Here is a 19585-nt window from a genome sequence, read left to right as displayed (position 1 = left end):
CATTCTGTAGGAGCGGCTTCAGCCGCGACAGGCACTCTCCGGTAAGCCAATGTCGCGGCTGAAGCCGCTCCTACACGACAGCGAAGCGCAATTGGCGGCGGATCAACGGCTCCGCCGCCACGTCTTCATGCACCCATCAGCCATGCCAGTGCATCGGCCCCTGGCACAGGCACTGGCCGTCGTCGCTGAGATGCCCGAACAGGCTCTCCAGCAAATCGTGCGACGGCGTCCATTCGCCGATCGCCGGATGGATCAGCATCGCCTTGCGCGCGGTCAGGCGGCTGCCCGACAGCACCGCCTCGATCGCCGCGCGCTCGTAGGCCTTCACCGCGCGGATCAGGCCATGGACCGCATCCGGCAGCGGCGCGGTCGGGCACGGCACGATGCGGTCGCGGTCGATGTGCGAGGAAATCTCCACGATGTCGTCGACGGGCAGATCGGCGATCGCGCCCTGGTTGCGTACGTTGACCACGATCTTCGCCGGCACCGCGCCGGTCAGCGCGCTCATCACGTCGATGGCGATGCGGTGGTAGCCGGTGCTGACCCGGAACGGATCGGCCTGCAGGCTGACCCCGGCATCGAACGCCGAACCGCCTTCGGCCTCGAGCTTCATGTACGAGCCCGAGCGCTGGTTCAGATACGCCGCATAGGTCTGCACCGCACCGTGGCCGTCGCCGGCCTGCAGGCGGCTGCCCAGCGTGGCGATCAGGGCATGGTTCAAGGTCTCGATCTCGGCGCCGCGGCTGCCGCCCTGCGTGCGCTGGTTGGCCAGCGCGCGGCGCCGCTCGTAGTAGAAGAACAGGTATTCGCTGGGAATCAGCCGCAGCTCGCGGATCATGTCGAAGTCGAACAGCGGCGCCAGGTACAGCTGGCGCAGCAGCGCGTCGTCCTGCAGCAGCCGGTCGATGACCTCTTCGCCGTGCAGGCGCACGCCGCGCACCCAGCCCAGGTGATTGAGGCCGACGTAATCGCATTCCACCGCGTCGTGGTGCGCGCCCAGCGCATGCGCGATGTTGTGGAACAGTTCGGTCGGGGTGTCGCAGATGCCGACGATCTTGGCGCGGGTATGCGTGGTCACCGCCTGGGTGATCAGCCCGGCCGGATTGGTGAAGTTGACCAGCCACGCGTCCGGGCTCAACTGCTCGACCAGCCGCGCCTGCGCGATCGACACCGGCACGGTGCGCAAGGCCATGGCCACGCCCGCCGGGCCGGTGGTCTCCTGCCCCGGATAGCCCTGGTCGATGCTCACCCGCTCGTCGGCGGCGCGCTGCGCGATGCCGCCGATGCGGATGCTGTTGAGCACGAAGTCCGCGCCTTCGATCGCATCCTCCAGCGAATCGGCCGCGCGCAGGCGCAAGTCACCGCCGAACTCGCTCACCACCGCGCGGCCCATCGCGACCATCAGCTGCACGCGCTCCGGATCCGGGTCGTACAGCACCATCTCCTCCACGCCCAGTGCCGCGGCCGCCTCGTTGACCCCATACACGACCAGTGGCGAGCGCACCCCGCCACCGCCGATCAAGGCGATCTTACGATTCGTTGCTGTCATTGCGGTTCCTCAGTTGGTCGAAATCGGGGAGGCCGTCCAGCGCGCCGAGCGCGGCGCAGCAGGACGCGCCGCAGAAGCAGGCGCGGCGCAGGCAGTCGTCGAGTCCTGCGCCGTCGAGCAGCGCATCGATGAAGCCCGCGTCGAAGGCGTCGCCGGCGCCGGTGGTGTCGCGCACCTGCACCGCGGGCGCGGCCACCAGGCGCGCGCCGGCCGCATCGACCGCCATCGCGCCGGCGCCGCCGAGCTTGATCGCCGCATGGCGCAAGCCCAGCGTCTGCGCCCACTGGCGGCACGCCTCGGCGCCGTCGCCGCAGCCGAGCAGCGCGGCCTCTTTCTGGTTGGGCAGGAAATAGTCCACCTCGCGGCAGGTGGCCAGGTTGTGCGGCGCGCTCAGCCAGTCCGGGCTGAAGCCCACGTCCAGCGACGTCGTGCAGCCGGCCGCAGCCAGCGCCGGCAGCAGCGTCTGCGCCAGCGCGCGCGACAGCGGCATCGCGAAATGCACGTGGCGCGCCGCGCACAGTTCGTCCAGCACCTCGGCGCGCGCGAGCAGCGCGTCGAGCTTGGCGTTGGCGCCCAGGTAGGTGAAGAACGCACGGTCGTCGGGCATCGACACGCTGACCGTGATCCCGGTGCCGGCCGGGTCGCTGCGCAAGCCGTCGCTGCGCACCTGGAACTGGCCCAGGCGCTGTTCGAACCACGGCCGGTCGCTCTCGCCGATCAGGCCGATCAGCCGCGTGCTGCGCCCCAGCCGCGCCAGCCCGCAGGCGGTGTTGACGGTGCCGCCGCCGAGTTCGCGCAGATAGGCGCTGGCCAGGGCTTCCTCGCCCGGCTGCGGCCAGCGCTGGAACCCGCTGAGGATGTGATCGGCGTAGATCTCGCCGACCACGGCGACGTCGCACGCGCTCATCGCGCTACCCAAGGCCATGTACCCTGCCTCCTGGCTTGAATCAAGAACAGCGCCGTGCCCACACACAACGCCACGACCGCCGCGAGCAGGTGGCGGCCCTGGCTGGTGGCCAGGATGTACAGCCAGCCGGCCACGCTCACCCACAGCGGCCACGGATACAGCGGCATCGAGAACGCTTCCGGCGGACGCTGTGCCTGCCGCCGCAGCAGCACCACCGCCAGGCACTGCGCCATGAACTGGAACATGATCTGGATGACCATCAGCGTGGCGATCAGGTCGTCCAGCGACAGCAGGCAGGCCAGCGCCGAGGTCGCGCCGACGAACAGCAGCGACACGGTCGGGAAACGCCCGCGCGGATGCAGCCGCGCGAACACCCGGAAGAACTGCCCCTCGGCCGCCGCCGCGTACGGCACCCGCGAATAGCCCAGCAATACCACCAGCGCCGAGCCCCAGCTGGCCAGCATGATCAGCGCGACCGCGATGGTGCTGCCGACATGCCCGTAGATCGCCTGCATGAAGTCGGCGACCACCGCCTTCGACTGCGCCGCCTGCTGCCACGGCAGCACGCCGAGGATGGCCACGTTCAAGCCCAGGTACAGCGCCGCCACGATCGGGATCGAACACAGCACCGCCAGCGGGATGTTGCGCCGCGGCTGGCGGATCTCGCCGCCGAGCATGCACACGTTGTTGTAGCCGCCGTAGTCGTACACCGCGATCAGCGCCACCGCGCCGAAGCCGAGCCAGAAGCCGTGCGGCGAGACCGCACCGGCATGCAGGAAACGCCGCGCGATCGCCATGTCGAAATGCAGCAGGCCGCTGGCCACGATCCACACCACCGCCGCCACCACCGCGGCGGTGACTAGCAGCGACAGCACCTGCACCGAGCGCACTTCGCGGTACAGCAAGGCGGTGTTGAACAGGCACAGCGCCGCGGCGATCGCGGTCAGTTGCCATGGCGCCAGGCCCGGCGCCAGAAAGGCCAGGTACTGGGTGAAGCCGACCGCCGCCGCGCCGATCGACAACGGCGCGGTCAGCAGCGTCTGCCACAGGTAGAGAAAACCGAACAGGCTGCCCAGGCGGTCGCGGCCATAAGCCTCGCGCAGGTAGTGGTACGGCCCGCCGGATTTGGGAATCGCCGAGCCCAGTTCGGCCCAGACCAGGCCGTCGCACAGGCACAGCAGCGCGCCGGCCACCCAGCCCAGCAGCACCATCGGTCCGGCCAGCGCCGACAACGCCAACGGGATGGTGATGAACGGGCCGATGCCGACCATGTTCAGCAGGTTCGCGGACAGCCCGCCCCAGAATCCGATCGCGCGCGGCGGCACGTGCTCGGCATCGTGGCGCGTCGCATCGGGCGTGGTCAGCAGCATGCAGACTCCCTTGTCGCCGGCGCGACGCAGTGGATCGGATGGAGACGGTGGGTGTGTACGCGGCGCAGGCTCATGCGTGTGTTCCCCGCAGCGAGTCCGCGCAATGGATCGCGGCGGCGCGGCGGCGATGCAGATCGAGCACCAGCACCTCGTTGCGGCCTGGACGCAGCCACGGCCCGGGGCAGTACAGGCCTTGCTGCGGCCCGATCCGCCAATAGCGGCCGAGCAACCGGCCATTGACCCACAGATAGCCCTTGTCCCACTCGCGCATGTCCAGGTAGGCGTCGCCGGGCGTCTCGACCACGATCTCCGCACGGAAGAACAGCCCCGGCCGCGACGCCGCCGCGCGCAGCGGCTGCAGCGTCTTGATCCAGGCGTCGTCCAGCGCGATCGGATACGCCTGCCACTCCTGCAGCGGCGCGCCTTGCAACTGCACGGCGCCGACCAGCCCCTTGGCATCGCCCAGCGCCGGACCGAAGTTCACATGGCCGAAGCTGTCGACCAGGATCTCCAGCGTGCGCTCGGCCTGCTGCGCCCGCGGCAGCGTCAGCTGCGGCGAGGACTGCAACGTGCGATGCCGCACCCGCGACACGTGCCCCACTTCCTCGCCATCCACCTGCACCACCGCGTAGTCGTGCGCGCCGTCCACACGCAACTGCGCGCCGGGACCGATGCGGCGACGATACAGCACCAGTCCCTGGTCTTGGCCGAACAGGAGTTCGTTGCCGGCCGGCGCCACGGTCGCGACCGGTGCCGCGGGCAGGTTGTCCCACAAGGACGCATAGGGCAGCGCCAGGGTCGGCGCGAACGTCGTGCGTGGCGGCGCCGCCGGCGGCAGCGGCAAGCGCTGTGGCACAGACGCGGCGATCGCGTCGCGCATCGCCCAGTACGCCGGCGTCGCCGCGCCGCGCTCGTCGATCGGCGCGCCGTAGTCGTAGCTGGTCAACGCCGGCTGGAAGTTGGAACCGTCGTCGTCGGCATTGGCGCCGGCGCTCAGGCCGAAGTTGCTGCCGCCATGCACCACGTACAGGTTGAACGAATGGCCATGCGCGAGCAGCCGGCGCAGCGTCGGCAGGTAGTCGCGTCGCGCGAAGTCCGCCTCGCCCCAGTGCGTCAGCCAGCCCGGATAGCCCTCGGCCACCCACACCGGCGCGTCGCCGGCGAACACGCGGCCGTGCTCCAGATCGGCCAGGTCGGCACCGTCCAGGCCCAGCGCCGCGCCGGGCAGGTACGCCTTGCGCCGGCGCAGGTCCTTCATGCCGTCGGCGACCGCGAACGGCCCGTCGATGCCGTGCTCCTGCCACAGCGCGCGCAACGCCTGCAGATAACCGACGTCGTCGCCGAACATCGAATACTCGTTCTCGATCTGCAGCATCAGCACCGGCCCGCCGGCCGCCGCCAGCAACGGCGCGATGCGCGGCGCCACCGCCGCGATGTAGCGCCGCACTGCGGCCATGTAGCGCGCATCGCCGGCGTCGCGCAGGCGCATGCCGGGTTCGCGCAACAGATAGGCGGGCAGGCCGCCGAGCGTCCACTCGGCGCAGACGTAGGGACCCGGCCGCAGATAGACCCACATGCCTTCCTGCGCGCACAGGCGGATGAAGGCGACGAAATCGCGGCGATCGCTGTCCAGGTCGAACACGCCCGGTGCCGATTCCAGCGCGTTCCACATCAGATACAGGGCGATGGTGTTCAGGCCCATCGCCTTGGCCATGCGGATCCGCTGCAACCAGTACTCGCGCGGAATGCGCAGCGGATGCATCTCGCCGCTGCGGATCTGCCACGGCTGGCCGTCGAGCACGAACTGCCCTTGCGCGAAACCGAACGCGTGCGGGCATCCATCCGGTTCGGGCGCGACGGCCGTGGCGGCGGCACCCGCTGGCGCGGCCGCCATCCCGAGCGGCGCCAGCACACTCAGCAAACAAAAATGGCGACGTTTCATCGAAGTCTCCGTGGGCAGCGCGGCACGGGGCGATGCAGGCCTGCATCGCCCCGATCCCGCGGAGAACTGGCTAGAACGCGTACTTGGCGGTCAGCAACGTGGTCATGCCGGCATCGACGATGTCCGAGACCGCCAGATCGCTGCGGCCCACGTGCGCCCAGTAGCTGTACTCCTTGGTCAGGTTGGAGATCGACAGATCCAGGCTCAGGCCGTTGTCGAAGTGGTAGCCGGCATGCAGATCCACGCGCCGGGTCGGACGCGCCCACAGGTCGTCCCAGGTCGCGCCCTGGTGCAGATAGTCGTAACTGAGCAGATATGAGCTGCTGAAGTGGTAGCTCAGGTTCACCGAGAACCGCTCGCGTTCGTAGAACAGCTCGACGTTGGCCATGGCATTGGGCGCCGACTGCATGTGCTCGTTCTCGAAACCGTCCATGCCCAGGTCGGCGCGCGCATGCTGGCGGGTGGCGTTGAAACTCACGCCCAGGCCGTTCAGCGGTTCGGGCAGATCCTGGAAGCGCTGGCGCGCGCTGACCTCCAGGCCATAGACGCGGCCGTCGCCGCCATTGGTCGGCATCGAATAGAACACCGTGCCGCTGCCGCTGGTGCCGGGATTGGCCTGGCCGGAGCCGGCGTCGTAGATGTAGTTGCGCAGGCGCTTGTAGAAGCCGGCGACCGAGAAGAAGCCGCCGTGCTCGGTCGACCATTCCCCGGACAGGTCCAGGTTGGTCGCTTCGATCGGCTTCAGGTCCGGGTTGCCCTGGGTGATCGTGGTGACGGCGGGGACGCTGTTGGAGATGCTGATGTTGGATCCGCCGCCCAACTGCACGAACGCGGGCCGGGTATAGCTGGTCCACAGCGAGGCGCGGTAGGCGGTGCGCGCGTCGGGCCGCCAGGTCAGGAACACGCTCGGCAACGGTTCGTCGTAGGCGGTGTGGTTGCTGTCGAAATAGCCGACTGTTTCGTTGCCGTCGGCGTCGGACGGCGTCACCCAGAACGTGTTGTGGATGCTGCTGTGTTCGAAGCGCACGCCCGGCACGATTTCCAGGTTGCCGAGCGAGAAGGTCGCCATCGCATAGGCTGCGGCGACCGCCTCGGTGCCGCGCATCGTGTTGCAGTTCCAGTTGTTGACGTAATACGCCTTGCCGCAGCTGTCCAGATCGTCGTCGCGCAGATGGCTGTAGATGACGTTGCTGACCGCGGTCTCGCTGACCTTGGGCGTGACCCAGGGATATTTACCGGGAAAGATCGCGCTGTAGTTGCCGTTGAAGATGCCCAGGTCGCCGAGCGTACTGGTGTCGTCGACGCCGCCGGTCCACCAGTCGCGGTTGCTGAAATTGCGCGAGCTCTTGCTGTACTTCATCCCGAACTGCAGCGCCGACAGCGCGCCGTCCTCGAAGTCGTAGCGCACGTCGAACTTGGCGCCGCCCTTCTTCTGCCCGGAATAGATCTTGGTCAGTTCGCCGTAGCTGCTGGCGTACAGCGACGGGATATTGTTGACCTGCGCCAGCAACGCCGGAGTCAGTTGCGGATACGGGAAGGCGCCGCTGCCGTAGTTGACCAGGCTGCTGCCGGAGTAGGCGTAGTTGGTCTGCGAGAACTTGTCCTCGCGGCCGTCGATCTCGACATGGTTGGGACGGTCGTTGTCGCCGAAGCTGTAGAACAGATTCGGCATGAAGGTCCAGCCGCCGGAGGTCTTGCGCGCGCCGATCTGGAACGTCGCCAGGTCGGCGATTTCCGGATTGGTCTCGTACCAGAAGCGCGAGGCGATGCGGCCGATGTTCGGCGTGTAGACGCCTGCGGTCGCGCTCGGCACATAGGTCACGTCCTGCGGCAGCAGCTGCACGAAGGTGGTGCCCTGATCGGTCTTGGCGTAGGCGTAGGTGGCGCGCGCGTACAGCGACAGGCTGTCGTCGACCTGCCAGTCGAACGAGGCGTTGCCGCCGTAGCGGCGTTCCCAGCCGGCGACCACGCCGACGTTCATGCCGGTGCTGGTCAGGTTGTGCTGCGGATCGTAACCGGCGGCGTTGCCGCCGTCGGCATCGGCATGCAGGAACGCCCACGAATGGTCGTTCAGCGCGCTGGTCGCCGCGGCGACCTCGCTGTTGGTCGAAGTACGGTAGTCGTAATAGGCGCTGGCATAGAAGCCGAACTGCTGTTCGTCGCCGAACTTGTGCTGGAACTCGCCGGCCAGGCCGCCGCCCAGGCCGTCGCCGCCGTAGTCGCGCGCACGGCTCTCCAGCCGGCCGCTGCCGGTCACGCTGCCGCTGGTGGTCTGCTTGAAATCGAACGCGGTGGGCGTGCGGAAGTCGATGGTGCCGCCGATCGCATCGCCGTCCATGTCGGCGGTGGAGGTCTTGTTGACCACGATGGTCTGCAATCCCGACGGCGGCAGCAGGCTGAGCTGCACGCTGCGGCTATACGGCATGCCCTGCGCGACGGTGACGCCGTCGATCAGGTTGACGTTGTACTCCGACGGCAATCCGCGCACCGAGGCGAACATGCCCTCGCCGCGCGCCGCGCCATCCACGCCGCCGAAATAGCCCGAGCCGGTGGTGGTGATGTTGATGCCCGAGATCAGCCCCAGCGCCTCGGCGACGTTGTGCACCGCGGTGTGCTGCAGGTCGTTGGCGGACAGCACGTCCACCGTGTTCACGGCGTTCATCTTCAGGTTGCTGGCGTCGTAGCGGTTGGCGACGACGGTGATGTTCTTCAGCTGCTTGACCTCGTCCAGCGCGACGGTGAGCGCGGTGGTGCCGGTGTCGCTCACCTCGAAGCTGGTCTGCGCCGCGCTGAAACCGGGATAGCTCGATTCCAGCGCGTATTGCCCCGCCGGCACATCGGCGATGGCGAAATGCCCATTGGCATCGGTCACCGCGCCATACGCGGTCCCGGCGATGCCGACCCGCGCGTTCGCGGCGGGTTTGCCGCCTTGCACGCTGACCTGACCGGTCACCGTCCCCGCCACCGCCGTCAATGCGGCGCTCGCCCCCAGTACCGCCAGGATCGCCTCAACCAGAATCTTGCCGTTCGAACGCTTGCCACTGCACATGATGCTTCCCCTCGCCAAAAGTGCCATGCACCGGGCGCGACGCATGTCGGCAACCCGGATGTCGTTGGGACCGACCGGACGCACGGCGAATGCATGGCGCGCACGCTGCGGCGCTGCGCGCAAAAACGGGCGCGCACGGGCAACGGGACACGGGAAACAAACGCGACGGCGTCGGTCAGATCAGACCGCGATGCACGATTAGCGTCGAGGCGGCGAGTAGCCGGCGACGCACTTGTCGCGTGAGCGCAGGGCACTCAGCTTGTGGCGAACGGTCATGCCGGCTCGCCTCGGGAAACGCGGACGGCAGCCAGTGCCGAAGGCGCGGTACAGGAAAACAGCGGCGTTGCAGCGCAGGACGAAGGAGTCGATTCGCGGTGGTGCATTGCCAACCTCTCCCATTCGACGACCGCAGGCCGGATGGCGACGGCATGACTGCCGTGGCCGCATGCCGATGTCACATCCCCATCGGCTTCACAAGCCTTCTACGCCCGGGTGGGATGTCTGTCAAGCATTCGTGGCGATATGCGCGAAGCCGCGTCAGGGGAAGGGAAACACGCACAAAAAAGCCCCGCCGAAGCGGGGCTTTGGTGGCTCGCGGCCTGCGCCGCGAGACTGTCGCGCAAGCGCTCGATCAGAACTTGTAGTTGACCGACGCCGCCAGCACGTTGCCGCTGACGTCGTAGCTGCCGATCAGGGTGTTGCCGGTGGCGGTGGTCGAGTTGATGCTCGGATCGCTGGTGAACAGGTGGGTATAGCCGAAGCTGTACTCGGCCTGCTCGGACGGACGCCAGCTCAGACCCAGCGAGACCCACTTGCGGCTCGCGTCGGGCACGCGCACGTCGCGGTGCTCGTTGCTGGTCGGGGTTTCGTCGTAGGCCAGGCCGCCACGCAGGGTCAGCGTGTCGCTCATGCGGTAGTCGGCACCGATCGAGACGAAGGTGGTGTCGTTGTAGGCGAAGTTCAGCACGCTGTCGGGCTGGTTGTTGGCGAAGTCCACCGTCACCTGGTCGAACTTGCTCCAGGCGGTGCGGCTGACGTCGGCCATCACCGTCCACTGCTCGTTGATGGTGTGGGTGAAGCTGGCGGTCGCGCTGGCCGGCAGCGTGACCGTGGCGCGGCCCTTGGTGTCGACGAAGGTGCCCGGCGCAGCGACGGCCAGCACGGTGGCGGCGTTGGCCGGCGTGGTGAAGTCGGCGGTGCCGTCGGTGATCTTGTGCTCGACCTTCGACCGGTAGCTGAAGCCGATGTGGGTGTTCTCGTCGATGCTGAACAGGCCGCCCAGGGTGTAGCCGATATCGGTGCTGTTGCCCTTGATGCGCGAGTAGCCGTCGGCGCTGCCCGGCGCGAAGCCCGGCACGCGGCGCGCGGCCAGGACCGAACCCAGATCGATCGCGTTGGACAGATCGATGTCCAGGCGCTCGGCGAACACCGACGCGCCGAACGACACGTACGGGTTCACGTCGTAGGAGAAGGCGAGGTTGAGGTCGATCGCCTGCAGCTCGGTCTTGACGCCGTTGTAGCGGCCGACCCAGTCGCGGTCGTATTCGGTCTTGAAGCCGTACGGCACGGTCAGCGAGGTGCCGAAGTGCATGTTGTTGTTCTCGCCGAACGGCAAGTGGAAGTAGACCGCCGGGACCGGCGCGATCGTGCCGGCATCGCCGCCGTTGCCGCCGGAGATCGCCGAGCCGGTGGCGTAGGTGCCGGTGCCGTCGTACTTGGCCGCGAACTGGATCGCGCTGACGTCGGCCTGGAACACCTTGCCGTCGAGCTGGCGCATGCCGGCCGGGTTGTTGGCGATGATCGAGGCGTCGCCGGGGGCGCTGCCGGAGCCGGCGAAGGCGCGGCCCAGGCCCTTGGCGCTGTTTTCCTTGAGCTGGAACGCGGCGCCGTGCGCCTGACCGATGGTCAGGGCGCCGACGATGCCGACGGCCAGGGCGGTGAAGCGGACGAACTGGGTTGCGTTTTGCATGGCTTGTTACTCTCCGGAAGACGAAAATGTCTGTGTTCGCGTCTGCGCATCCCCGCTGAGCAAGCCGGAAATGCGCGCCGGAGTCCCCTCCCGACATACGACGCCGTATGCAGTATACCCCTCTGCGTTAACCGAACAATAACAATACCGCCCGTTCAGTTTCGCGCGGAGTAGGCGTGCGTTCAGCCGGAGGGAGCCGGTATCGTTACGGGCCGCGTCCCCCGGTACTGGCATGTTCGTCTCCATTCCCTCCCGCGACCGGACCACGCTGCGCTGGGCCACGCCGTTGCTGTTCGCGGCGATGTGGCTGGCGTTCCTGTGGTCGATCAGCCGCCCCAACCAGGCCCGCGCCACGTTGTGGCTGGACTGGGGTGCGCTGTCGGCCGGCGTCGCCAGCCCGCGCGACTGGCTGGCGACGGTGCAGGACGGCAGCGTGCTGCGGCTGTTCACCGCGTTGTTCCTGCATGCGGACTGGTCGCACCTGCTCGGCAACCTGGTGTTCCTGCTGATCTTCGGCCTGCCCGCCGAGCGCGTGCTCGGGCCGTGGCGCTTCCTGCTGCTGTTCCTGGGCGGCGGCGCCCTCTCCAACCTGGCCGCGGTGTTCGCGATCGGCACTCCGGACCGGGTCATCATCGGCGCCAGCGGCGCGGTCTCGGCGCTGATCGGCACCTACCTGGCGCTGTTCCCGCGCGCCAAGCTCGGCGTGGTACTGCCGCTGGGGCTGTTCCTGGAATTCGTGCGCGCGCCGGCCTCGCTGCTGATCGGCACCTGGGCGGCGCTGCAGGTGGTGTTCGCCTATATCGGCCCGGCTTTCGGCATGGTCGCCTGGTCCGCGCACCTGACCGGCTTCACCCTGGGCATGGCGTACGGGCTGTACGTGCGCGCGGCGATCGCGCGGCGCCTGCGCAAGCGCAAGGGCTTTTGATCCGCCACGCCATCGCGCTACGGCGCTCTATACTTCGCGCATGGCCAAGTCCCTGTACAAAGTGACGTTCCTCAACCACGGCAAGGTGTACGAGCTGTACGCGCAGCACGTGGGCAGCAGTCACCTGTGGGGCTTCAGCGAGATCGGCGGGCTGGTGTTCGACCTGCACGACGGCCTGGTCGTCGACCCCACCGAAGAACGCCTGCGCGAGGAATTCGGCGACACCAAGATGCTGCACCTGCCGATGCAGAGCATCGTGCGCATCGAGGAAGTGGAGAAGAAAGGCCAGTCCGCGATCCGCGACGCGGCCACCGGCGAAAAGGTGATCACCCCGTTCCCGATGCCGGGCAAACCGCGCTGAGCGCATGCGGGGTGAAGTGCCGGTCAGCGCCACGCCGCTGTCGGCATCCAGTGCTTTTGTAGGAGCGGCTTCAGCCGCGACCGGGCGTTGCCGGTAACGCCCGGTCGCGGCTGAAGCCGCTCCTGCAAGAGCATCGTGCGGATCGCACTGCGCTCGATCGCAGGTGGCGCGCCATGCACGGCGCACCACGCCGCGCACCCTGCCGGCGCGGCGAACGGCAAGCGCCGCGTCAGTCGCCCGAAGGCGGCGTCGGCGTGTCGGTCTTGGGCGGATCGACCTTCAGCGTCTCTGCGGCCGGCGCTTCGGTCTTCGGCGCCACGCTCTTGGGCGCGAGCGTCGCCGGCTTGGCCGCGGTCGGCGCGGCCGCCTTCGGCTTGGCCTTGGCCTGCTTGGCCGCAGCGGCCCTGGCCACCGCGCCGGGCTGTTTCAGTTCGGCCAGCGCCTGCGCGATCGGTGCGTCGCCGGGCAGCACGTCGCCGGCGCTATAGCCCTCGGCGCCTTCGTCGTCGCCGTGCAGGTGGCCGGGCAGCGTCGCTTCGCTGTAGTCGGCCAGCACCGCCGGCTTGTCCGCGTCTTCCTTGCTCTCTTCCGGGCGCAGTATCACCTCCGGCACGATGCCGCTGGCCTGGATCGACTTGCCGCTGGGCGTGTAGTAGCGCGCCGTGGTCAGCTTGACCGAATCGCCGTTGTCCAGCGGCAGCACGGTCTGCACCGAACCCTTGCCGAAGGTGCGGCTGCCGACGATGCGCGCGCGCTTGTTGTCGCGCAGCGCACCGGCCAGCACTTCCGAGGCGCTGGCCGATCCGGCATCGACCAGCGCGACCATCGGCGCACCGTTGAGCAGATCGCCGGGCGTGGCATCGAACTTGGAATCGCTGACCGAGATGCGCCCGCGCGTGGTCACGATGGTGCCCTTGTCGAGCAGGTCGTCGGCCACCTGCACCGCCGCGGTCAACAGGCCGCCGGGATTGCTGCGCAGGTCCAGCACCAGGCCGCGCAGCTTGCCGCCGGACTGCGCCTGCAACTGCTGCAGCTGCTTGTGGAAGTCCGCGCCGGTATCGGCCTGGAACGTGCTGATGCGGATGTAGCCGTAGCCCGGCTCGAGCATGCGGCTGCGCACGCTGGCCACGCGGATGGTCTGCCGGGTCAGGGTCACGTCGAACGGCTTGTCCACCTTCTCGCGAACGATGGTCAGCACCACCTTGCTGCCCGACTCGCCGCGCAACGGCTCCATCGCCTTGACCGCGCTGATCGGCTTGCCGTCGATGGCGACGATGATGTCGCCCGAGCGCACGCCGGCGCGCGCGGCCGGCGTGTCGTCGATCGGCGACACCACCTTGAGCGTGTTGTCCGGCAGCTGCAGCAGTTCCACGCCGATGCCGTCGTAGGCGCCGGTGGCCTGTTCGTCGAAGGCCTCGGCGTCTTCCTTGCTGAAATAGGTGCTGTGCGGATCCAGGTCGAGCAGCAGGCCGCGGATCGCCGACTGCATCAGCTTCTTGTCGTCGACCGGATCGACGTAGGCTTCCTTCACCGCGTTGTACACCGCCACGTAGCGGCGGATCTCGTCCAGCGGCACGCGCGAGGTGGCCGATTCGGTGGCGTCCGGATCGTCGGCACTGGCGGTGGAGGCCGAGGGCGTCTGTTCGCCGGCGCTCTGCGCCATCGACGGCAGCGGCGCCAGAGCAAGCAACAGGGCAGCGGACAGAACTACGCGCATGAAGCACTCCGATTGGGGGATGACCTGCACCGTCCACGGCGCAGCTGTCCGGATTATGCGCGAAAGCGGGCTAAATCCGCGTTGAATGCACGGCCTCGGTGGTGGTCAGCGCCGCTGCAGCCACGACGACGGATCCACCGGCTGGCCGTTGCGGCGCAATTCGAAATACAGCGCCGGGCGCCCCTGGCCGCCGGAATTGCCGACCTTGGCCACCGCATCGCCGCGCTTGACCCGCGCGCCGGGATCGCGCAACAGCGTGTCGTTGTGCGCGTACAGGCTCATGTAGCCGTTGCCGTGGTCCACGATCAGGATCATGCCGTACCCGGTCATCCAGTCGGAGAACACCACCGTGCCGTCGGCCACCGCGGTGATGGTGCTGCCGGCCGGCGCGGCGATCAGCACGCCGTTGCTGGTGCGCCCATCGGGCAGCTTGCCGCCGTAGCGCGCGATCAGGTCGCCGGACAGCGGCCAGCCCAGGCCGCCGACCTTCAGCGCCGGCGCCGAGGCCACCACCTTGGGCGGCACCTTGCTGCCGCCGCGCGACGGATTCTTCGCTGCGGCCTTGGCCTGCGCGGCCTGCTCGGCGGCCGCGCGCCTGGCTGCCGCACGGCGCTCGGCCTCGGCCCGCGCCGCCGCCGCACGCAGATTGGCCAGCAACGTCTCCAGCGCCTTGGCGTCCTGGCCCAGCGCCTTCTCGCGCTCGCTGCGGTCCTGGTAGCGCTCGTCCAGTTCGGACACCAGGCTGGCGCGCTGCTTGCGGTCGCGCTGCAGCGCCGCCGCCTGTTCCTGCTGCTGGCGCTGCGCTACGCTGAGCTGTTGCCGCTTTGCCGCGACCTCGTGCTGTACCTGTTCCAGCGCCTGCAGCTCATGGGTCAGTGTGGCGATACGCTGCGCGCGTTCGCGCTGCAGATAGCGGTGGTAGGCCAGCAGGCGGTTGGCGTCGGCCACCCGGTCCTGCGCCAGCAGCAGCTTCAATGGCGCATTGCCGCCGATCGCATAGGCCGCGCGCAACAGCTGCGCCAGTTCGGCACGCTGTCGCACCAGGCCGTTGCGCAGCGTGTCGCGCTTGCGCTCCAGTTCGGCCAGGGTCTGCTGGTGCTGCTGCAGCGCCTGCTGGGTCTGCGCCAGGCTGCGCCCGGTGGTGGCCACCTTCTCGTCGGCCTCGCGCAGCTGGCGCGCGGCATCGCCGCGCTTGCCTTCCAGCTGGCGCCGCTCCTCGGCCACGCTCTTCAGCTCGCCGCGCACCTTCTCCAGGCGGCGCTCGGCCTCGCGCGGGTTCTGCGCCAGCGCCAGCGTCGCGATCAGCAGCAACACCGTCCCCGCCAGCCACCTCGTTGCCGCGTGCCCAGGCGCGCGCAGGCGCCGCCCCGGCGCGGCAGGCGAGGCGGAGCGCAACGAAGCGGAGGCGGTTGCGGGCAAGGGCTGGTCCAATGACTTCAGGCAGGTGCGGATTGTAACGAAGCATGTTGTGATCGCCGCACAAGTAGGTGCCGCGACTGGCCGGCGTCCCGGAGGTGGGTGATGAAGCGTACGCATGTATCGGTCCTGTTGGCGCTGGCCCTGGCCGCCGGCCCCGCCCTGGCCGCAGAAGGCATCAGCAAGGTCAACGGCAGCATCACCGCCGAATCGGGCAAGCAGTACGGCGACCTGGAAACCGTGAACGGTGGCATCACCGTCGAATCCGGCGCCAGCGTCGGCGATGTGGAAACCGTCAACGGCAGCCTCAAGATCGCCGACAACGCGCAGACCGGAGGCCTGTCCACGGTCAACGGCGGCATCCGTGTGGGCCAGCAGGTGCAGATTTCCGAGTCCATCGAGACGGTCAACGGCGGCATCTTCGTCGACCGCGGCGGCCGCATCGGCGGCAGCGTGGAGAGCGTCAACGGCAGCATCGGCCTGGTCGCCACGCAACTGGAAGGCGGCATCGAGACGGTCAACGGCGACATCACCGTCGGCCACGATTCGCACCTCGGCGGCGGCATCGAGATCAAGAAGCCGAGCTTCAGCATCTCGTTCAAGCCGACGCGCAAGCCGCGCATCATCATCGGTCCGCGCGCGGTGATCGACGGTCCGCTGCATTTCGAGCGCGAGGTGACCCTGTACGTGCATCGCAGCGCGAAGACCGGCCCGATCAGCGGCGCCACCGCGCAGCCATTCGACGGCGACACCGCGCCGGAGAATTGATCCGGCCGCGTCGTCCGCACTGCCGGCGGCGCGCGCGCGGGACTTGCCTATAGAATCGGGATTCCTCACACCCCAGGAGCCCCCATGTCCCGCAAGCTTGTGCTGTGCCTGGCCGCCGCGGCCGCGCTGACCGCGTGCAAGCGCGAGGCGCCGGCCCCGGCCGCCGATGCCGCGCCGCCCGCGCCCGCTCCTGTGGCCGCCGCAGGCCACGCCTTTTCTCCCGAGATCACGCCGGCCGACTTCGGCGAGCTGGTCAAGACCCTGTCCTCGGACACGTTCGAAGGCCGCGGTCCCGGCACGGCGGGCGAAGAGAAGACGGTCTCCTATATCCGCGATCAGATGCAGCGCATCGGCCTGCAGCCGGGTAACGGCGACAGCTGGTTCCAGGACGTGGCGATGACCGAGACCACGGCCGATCCGAACACCACGCTGAAGCTGGAGCAGAACGGCAAGCCGCGCGAACTGAAGTTCGGCACCGACATGGTGATCGGCACCCGCACCGGCCAGACCGAGGTCAAGATCGACGCCAGCGACATGGTGTTCGTCGGCTACGGCGTGGACGCGCCCGAGCAGAAGTGGAACGACTACGCGGACCAGGATTGGAAGGGCAAGACGGTGGTGATGTTCGTCAACGACCCCGGCTTCCACACCGAGGACGGCGCGCTGTTCGAAGGCAAGCGCATGACCTATTACGGGCGCTGGACCTACAAGTTCGAGGAAGCCGCGCGCAAGGGCGCGGCCGCCGCACTGATCGTGCACGACACCCCCGGCGCCAGCTACGGCTGGGACGTGGTGAAGAATTCCTGGTCCGGCGCGCAGTACGACCTGCCGGCCAAGGACGATCCGGAACCGCGCATCCCGGCGCAGGGCTGGATCACCGCGCAGGCCGCCAAGCAGCTGTTCGCCGACGCCGGGCTGGACCTGGACCAGGCCTACAAGGACGCGAGCAAGCGCGGCTTCAAGCCGGTGCCGCTGAAGGCCAAGCTGTCGGTGGACCTGAAGAGCACGATCTCCGAGAAGAAATCGCGCAACGTGGTCGGCGTGCTGCCCGGCAGCAGCCGTGCCGACGAAGCGGTGCTGTACATGGCGCACTGGGATCACCTGGGCAAGCACGAGGGCGAGACCGGCGACAACATCTACAACGGTGCGGTCGACAATGCGACCGGCGTCGCCGGCATCCTCGAGATCGCCGACGCATTCGTGCACCAGCAGCCCAAGCCGGAACGCTCGGTGGTGTTCCTGGCGGTGACGCTGGAAGAGTCGGGGCTGCTCGGTTCCAAGTACTACGTCGCCCACCCGACCTTCCCGTTGAACAAGATCGCCGGCGTCATCAACCTCGACGCGATGCCGGTCGCCGGCCGTGCCAAGGACCTGGTGGTCAACGGTTTCGGCAGCTCCGAACTGGAGGACCTGCTCAAGCCGATCGCCGCCGCGCAGGGCCGCGTGCTGCATGCCGAGTCCTCGCCGCAGAGCGGCTTCTACTTCCGCTCCGATCACTTCAACTTCGCCAAGGCCGGCGTGCCGGCGCTGTACATCGATGGCGGCGAAGACCTGGTCGACGGTGGCATCGATGCCGGCAAGCGCGCTGCCGAGGACTACGGCAAGCATCGCTACCACACGCCCGCCGACCAGTACGATCCGGCGACCTGGAAACTCGACGGGGTGATGGACGACCTGCAGGCCGTCTACGGCGTCGGCAAGGGACTGGCGGCGGGCGACGCATGGCCCAACTGGTATCAGGACAATCCGTTCAAGGCCGCCCGCGACAGCATGATGGGCAATGCCAAGCAGGCAGCGGCGACGCCGGGCAAATGATCGGCTGACGCGTTCCTGACGATGGTCACGACAACGGCGCTGCGGCGCCGTTGTCGTTTCGAACTATCGGCCATCGCCGCTGGCGCATGAGCCCGCGCTTTCCTGTAGGAGCGGCTTCAGCCGCGACAGGCGTTCCCGATATGGCCTGTTGCAGCTGATGGTCCTGGGATTCCCCCGAGCCGCCTCTACGAGTTTCGTTGCCTGTTAACCACCGGGACGCAAACCGCTCCAACGCAAGGTCATGGCGCATGACGCGCATAAAAAACGCCTGGACACTCGCGTGTCCAGGCGCATCGTCGAACGTTTATAGCGCATGGGCCGACCGCGACGTTGCGCGGCCGACCATGCCGCTGCGTCAGGCGGCCTGCTTGGCTTTCTCCAGGCTAGCCATGTCGATGACGAAGCGGTACTTCACGTCGCCCTTGAGCATGCGCTCGTAGGCCTCGTTGATCTGCGCCATCTCGATCGTCTCGATGTCCGACACGATGCCGTGCTTCGCGCAGAAATCGAGCATTTCCTGGGTCTCGCGGATGCCGCCGATCAGCGAGCCGGCCAACTGCCGGCGCTTCATGATCAGATTGAACACCGTCGGCGACGGATGCGGCTCGGCCGGCGCGCCGACCAGCGTCATCGTGCCGTCGCGCTTGAGCAAGGTCAGGAACGCGTCCAGGTCGTGCGAGGCCGCGACGGTATTGAGGATGAAGTCGAAGCTGTTGGTATGCGCCGCCATCTCCTCCGGCAGCTTGGACACCACCACTTCGTCGGCGCCCAGACGCAGCGCATCCTCCCTCTTGTTCGCCGAAGTCGTGAACAGCACCACATGCGCGCCCATCGCGTGCGCGATCTTCACGCCCATATGGCCCAGACCGCCCAGGCCGACGATGCCGACCTTCTTGCCCGGTCCCACCTTCCAGTGATTCAGCGGCGAATAGGTGGTGATCCCGGCGCACAGCAGCGGCGCCACCGCGGCAAGGTCCTTTTCGGCATGGCGGATCTGCAGCACGTACTTCTGGTCGACCACGATATGGTCGGAGTAACCGCCATAGGTATTCTCGCCACCGAACATCGGGCCGTTATAGGTGCCGACGAAGCCGCTTTCGCAATACTGCTCTTCGCCGTCCGCGCAGGACGCGCAATGCCGGCAGCTATCGACCATGCAACCGACGCCGGCCAGGTCGCCGACCTTGAAGGCCTCGACCTGCTCGCCGACCGCGGTCACGCGGCCGACGATTTCATGTCCCGGCACGGACGGATATTGGGTGTTCTGCCATTCGTTGCGCGCCGTATGCAGGTCGGAATGGCAGACGCCGCAGTAGAGGATCTCGATGCTGACATCCTGCGGCCCGGTCGCGCGGCGCTCGAACGCGTAAGGGGTCAGCGGCTGATCGGACGCCAGTGCGGCGTATCCATTGGCTTGGCTCATGGGAGAGTTCTCTCGTGACGGGGGAAGGGGTAGCGGCTTGAGGGACTCCGGTGTCGTCGGAGCCGACAGCGCAGGTCGAAGCCGGCTGGCACGGCAGACGAAAAGTCTAAGCCGCGATGCATTAAAAGCACGCATCGCCGGTGGAACGGAGCGAACCATCGTGGCAGGCAGGCCAGGGGAACCAAGTACGCCGTCGCGGGATCGCTCGGATTGGCCACGGGCGTTCGACTGGAGGTATACGCGAACCCGTTGGACGGGCGTGTGGTGAGCGCGGAGGGGGATTGAGGCGCTTGGTGTCACGCAGGTCCACGACCTGAAGTACGAGGACGGGTTGTGGGAAGCACGTGCGCACAGTGCGGCGGGTCAGCGGGTGG

Annotated in this window: 13 protein-coding genes; 4 read left to right on the top strand and 9 right to left on the bottom strand. The window is 68.1% G+C overall.

Features of this window, described 5'->3' with window-relative positions; all coding sequences use genetic code 11:
* Positions 1-136 precede the first annotated feature (136 nt).
* The 6 genes from H9658_RS21740 to H9658_RS21715 form a co-directional block, all read right to left on the bottom strand.
* On the bottom strand, positions 137-1549 hold the full coding sequence (locus tag H9658_RS21740; RefSeq protein ID WP_191826923.1) for a family 4 glycosyl hydrolase: 1413 nt from the start codon (positions 1547-1549) through the stop codon (positions 137-139).
* Positions 1530-2456 carry a carbohydrate kinase family protein gene (locus H9658_RS21735; protein ID WP_191826942.1) on the bottom strand — a complete coding sequence of 309 codons (927 nt, stop codon included), beginning with the start codon at positions 2454-2456 and terminating at the stop codon, positions 1530-1532. Before H9658_RS21735 ends, H9658_RS21740 begins: the two co-directional genes overlap by 20 nt.
* The gene (locus tag H9658_RS21730; RefSeq protein ID WP_191826922.1) at positions 2453-3826 is read right to left on the bottom strand and encodes an APC family permease; all 1374 of its coding nucleotides are present in this window, start codon (positions 3824-3826) and stop codon (positions 2453-2455) included. Before H9658_RS21730 ends, H9658_RS21735 begins: the two co-directional genes overlap by 4 nt.
* Positions 3827-3896: 70 nt before the next feature.
* Positions 3897-5768 carry a beta-galactosidase gene (locus H9658_RS21725; protein WP_191826921.1) on the bottom strand — a complete coding sequence of 624 codons (1872 nt, stop codon included), beginning with the start codon at positions 5766-5768 and terminating at the stop codon, positions 3897-3899.
* A 70-nt stretch (positions 5769-5838) separates the two neighbouring features.
* The gene (locus H9658_RS21720) at positions 5839-8817 is read right to left on the bottom strand and encodes a TonB-dependent receptor (protein WP_191826920.1); all 2979 of its coding nucleotides are present in this window, start codon (positions 8815-8817) and stop codon (positions 5839-5841) included.
* A 631-nt stretch (positions 8818-9448) separates the two neighbouring features.
* A complete protein-coding gene (locus H9658_RS21715) occupies positions 9449-10786 on the bottom strand; it encodes an outer membrane protein transport protein (protein WP_191826919.1) in 1338 nt (445 codons plus the stop codon).
* Positions 10787-11018: 232 nt separating this feature from the next.
* Here H9658_RS21715 and H9658_RS21710 point away from each other — a divergent pair, with 232 nt between their 5' ends.
* On the top strand, positions 11019-11711 hold the full coding sequence (locus tag H9658_RS21710; RefSeq protein ID WP_039006253.1) for a rhomboid family intramembrane serine protease: 693 nt from the start codon (positions 11019-11021) through the stop codon (positions 11709-11711).
* A 40-nt stretch (positions 11712-11751) separates the two neighbouring features.
* Positions 11752-12072, top strand: a complete 321-nt coding sequence (locus H9658_RS21705) for a DUF1820 family protein (protein WP_142742976.1) — start codon at positions 11752-11754, stop codon at positions 12070-12072.
* A 229-nt stretch (positions 12073-12301) separates the two neighbouring features.
* Here the strand turns inward: H9658_RS21705 and H9658_RS21700 are convergent, their stop codons facing one another.
* Positions 12302-13789 (bottom strand): S41 family peptidase, encoded by a 1488-nt coding sequence (locus H9658_RS21700; RefSeq protein ID WP_191826918.1) that lies wholly within the window; start codon positions 13787-13789, stop codon positions 12302-12304.
* 105 nt (positions 13790-13894) lie between these two features.
* A complete protein-coding gene (locus tag H9658_RS21695; protein ID WP_406848154.1) occupies positions 13895-15148 on the bottom strand; it encodes a murein hydrolase activator EnvC family protein in 1254 nt (417 codons plus the stop codon).
* A 162-nt stretch (positions 15149-15310) separates the two neighbouring features.
* Between H9658_RS21695 and H9658_RS21690 the strand changes: the two genes are divergently transcribed.
* Both H9658_RS21690 and H9658_RS21685 read left to right on the top strand, forming a co-directional pair.
* Positions 15311-15973: a DUF4097 family beta strand repeat-containing protein gene (locus H9658_RS21690; RefSeq protein ID WP_179567892.1), complete on the top strand. Its 663-nt coding sequence runs from the start codon at positions 15311-15313 to the stop codon at positions 15971-15973.
* 84 nt (positions 15974-16057) lie between these two features.
* A complete protein-coding gene (locus H9658_RS21685) occupies positions 16058-17788 on the top strand; it encodes a M28 family metallopeptidase (RefSeq protein ID WP_179567894.1) in 1731 nt (576 codons plus the stop codon).
* Positions 17789-18143: 355 nt separating this feature from the next.
* Here H9658_RS21685 and H9658_RS21680 read toward each other — a convergent pair whose 3' ends face one another.
* Positions 18144-19211: an NAD(P)-dependent alcohol dehydrogenase gene (locus tag H9658_RS21680; RefSeq protein WP_179567896.1), complete on the bottom strand. Its 1068-nt coding sequence runs from the start codon at positions 19209-19211 to the stop codon at positions 18144-18146.
* Positions 19212-19585 lie beyond the last annotated feature (374 nt).

Origin of the sequence: Xanthomonas bonasiae, assembly GCF_014836395.1 — a bacterium.
GTDB lineage: Bacteria > Pseudomonadota > Gammaproteobacteria > Xanthomonadales > Xanthomonadaceae > Xanthomonas_A > Xanthomonas_A bonasiae.
This window is presented reverse-complemented; position numbering and strand designations above follow the sequence as displayed.

Bases quoted from the DNA above. Each gene is read 5' to 3' on its own strand.
- H9658_RS21715 (WP_191826919.1), bottom strand. From the start codon at position 10,786: ATGCAAAACGCAACCCAGTTCGTCCGCTTCACCGCCCTGGCCGTCGGC.
- H9658_RS21685 (WP_179567894.1), top strand. From the start codon at position 16,058: ATGTCCCGCAAGCTTGTGCTGTGCCTGGCCGCCGCGGCCGCGCTGACC.
- H9658_RS21680 (WP_179567896.1), bottom strand. From the start codon at position 19,211: ATGAGCCAAGCCAATGGATACGCCGCACTGGCGTCCGATCAGCCGCTG.
- H9658_RS21720 (WP_191826920.1), bottom strand. From the start codon at position 8,817: ATGTGCAGTGGCAAGCGTTCGAACGGCAAGATTCTGGTTGAGGCGATC.
- H9658_RS21735 (WP_191826942.1), bottom strand. From the start codon at position 2,456: ATGAGCGCGTGCGACGTCGCCGTGGTCGGCGAGATCTACGCCGATCAC.
- H9658_RS21705 (WP_142742976.1), top strand. From the start codon at position 11,752: ATGGCCAAGTCCCTGTACAAAGTGACGTTCCTCAACCACGGCAAGGTG.
- H9658_RS21690 (WP_179567892.1), top strand. From the start codon at position 15,311: ATGAAGCGTACGCATGTATCGGTCCTGTTGGCGCTGGCCCTGGCCGCC.
- H9658_RS21730 (WP_191826922.1), bottom strand. From the start codon at position 3,826: ATGCTGCTGACCACGCCCGATGCGACGCGCCACGATGCCGAGCACGTG.
- H9658_RS21700 (WP_191826918.1), bottom strand. From the start codon at position 13,789: ATGCGCGTAGTTCTGTCCGCTGCCCTGTTGCTTGCTCTGGCGCCGCTG.
- H9658_RS21740 (WP_191826923.1), bottom strand. From the start codon at position 1,549: ATGACAGCAACGAATCGTAAGATCGCCTTGATCGGCGGTGGCGGGGTG.
- H9658_RS21710 (WP_039006253.1), top strand. From the start codon at position 11,019: ATGTTCGTCTCCATTCCCTCCCGCGACCGGACCACGCTGCGCTGGGCC.
- H9658_RS21725 (WP_191826921.1), bottom strand. From the start codon at position 5,768: ATGAAACGTCGCCATTTTTGTTTGCTGAGTGTGCTGGCGCCGCTCGGG.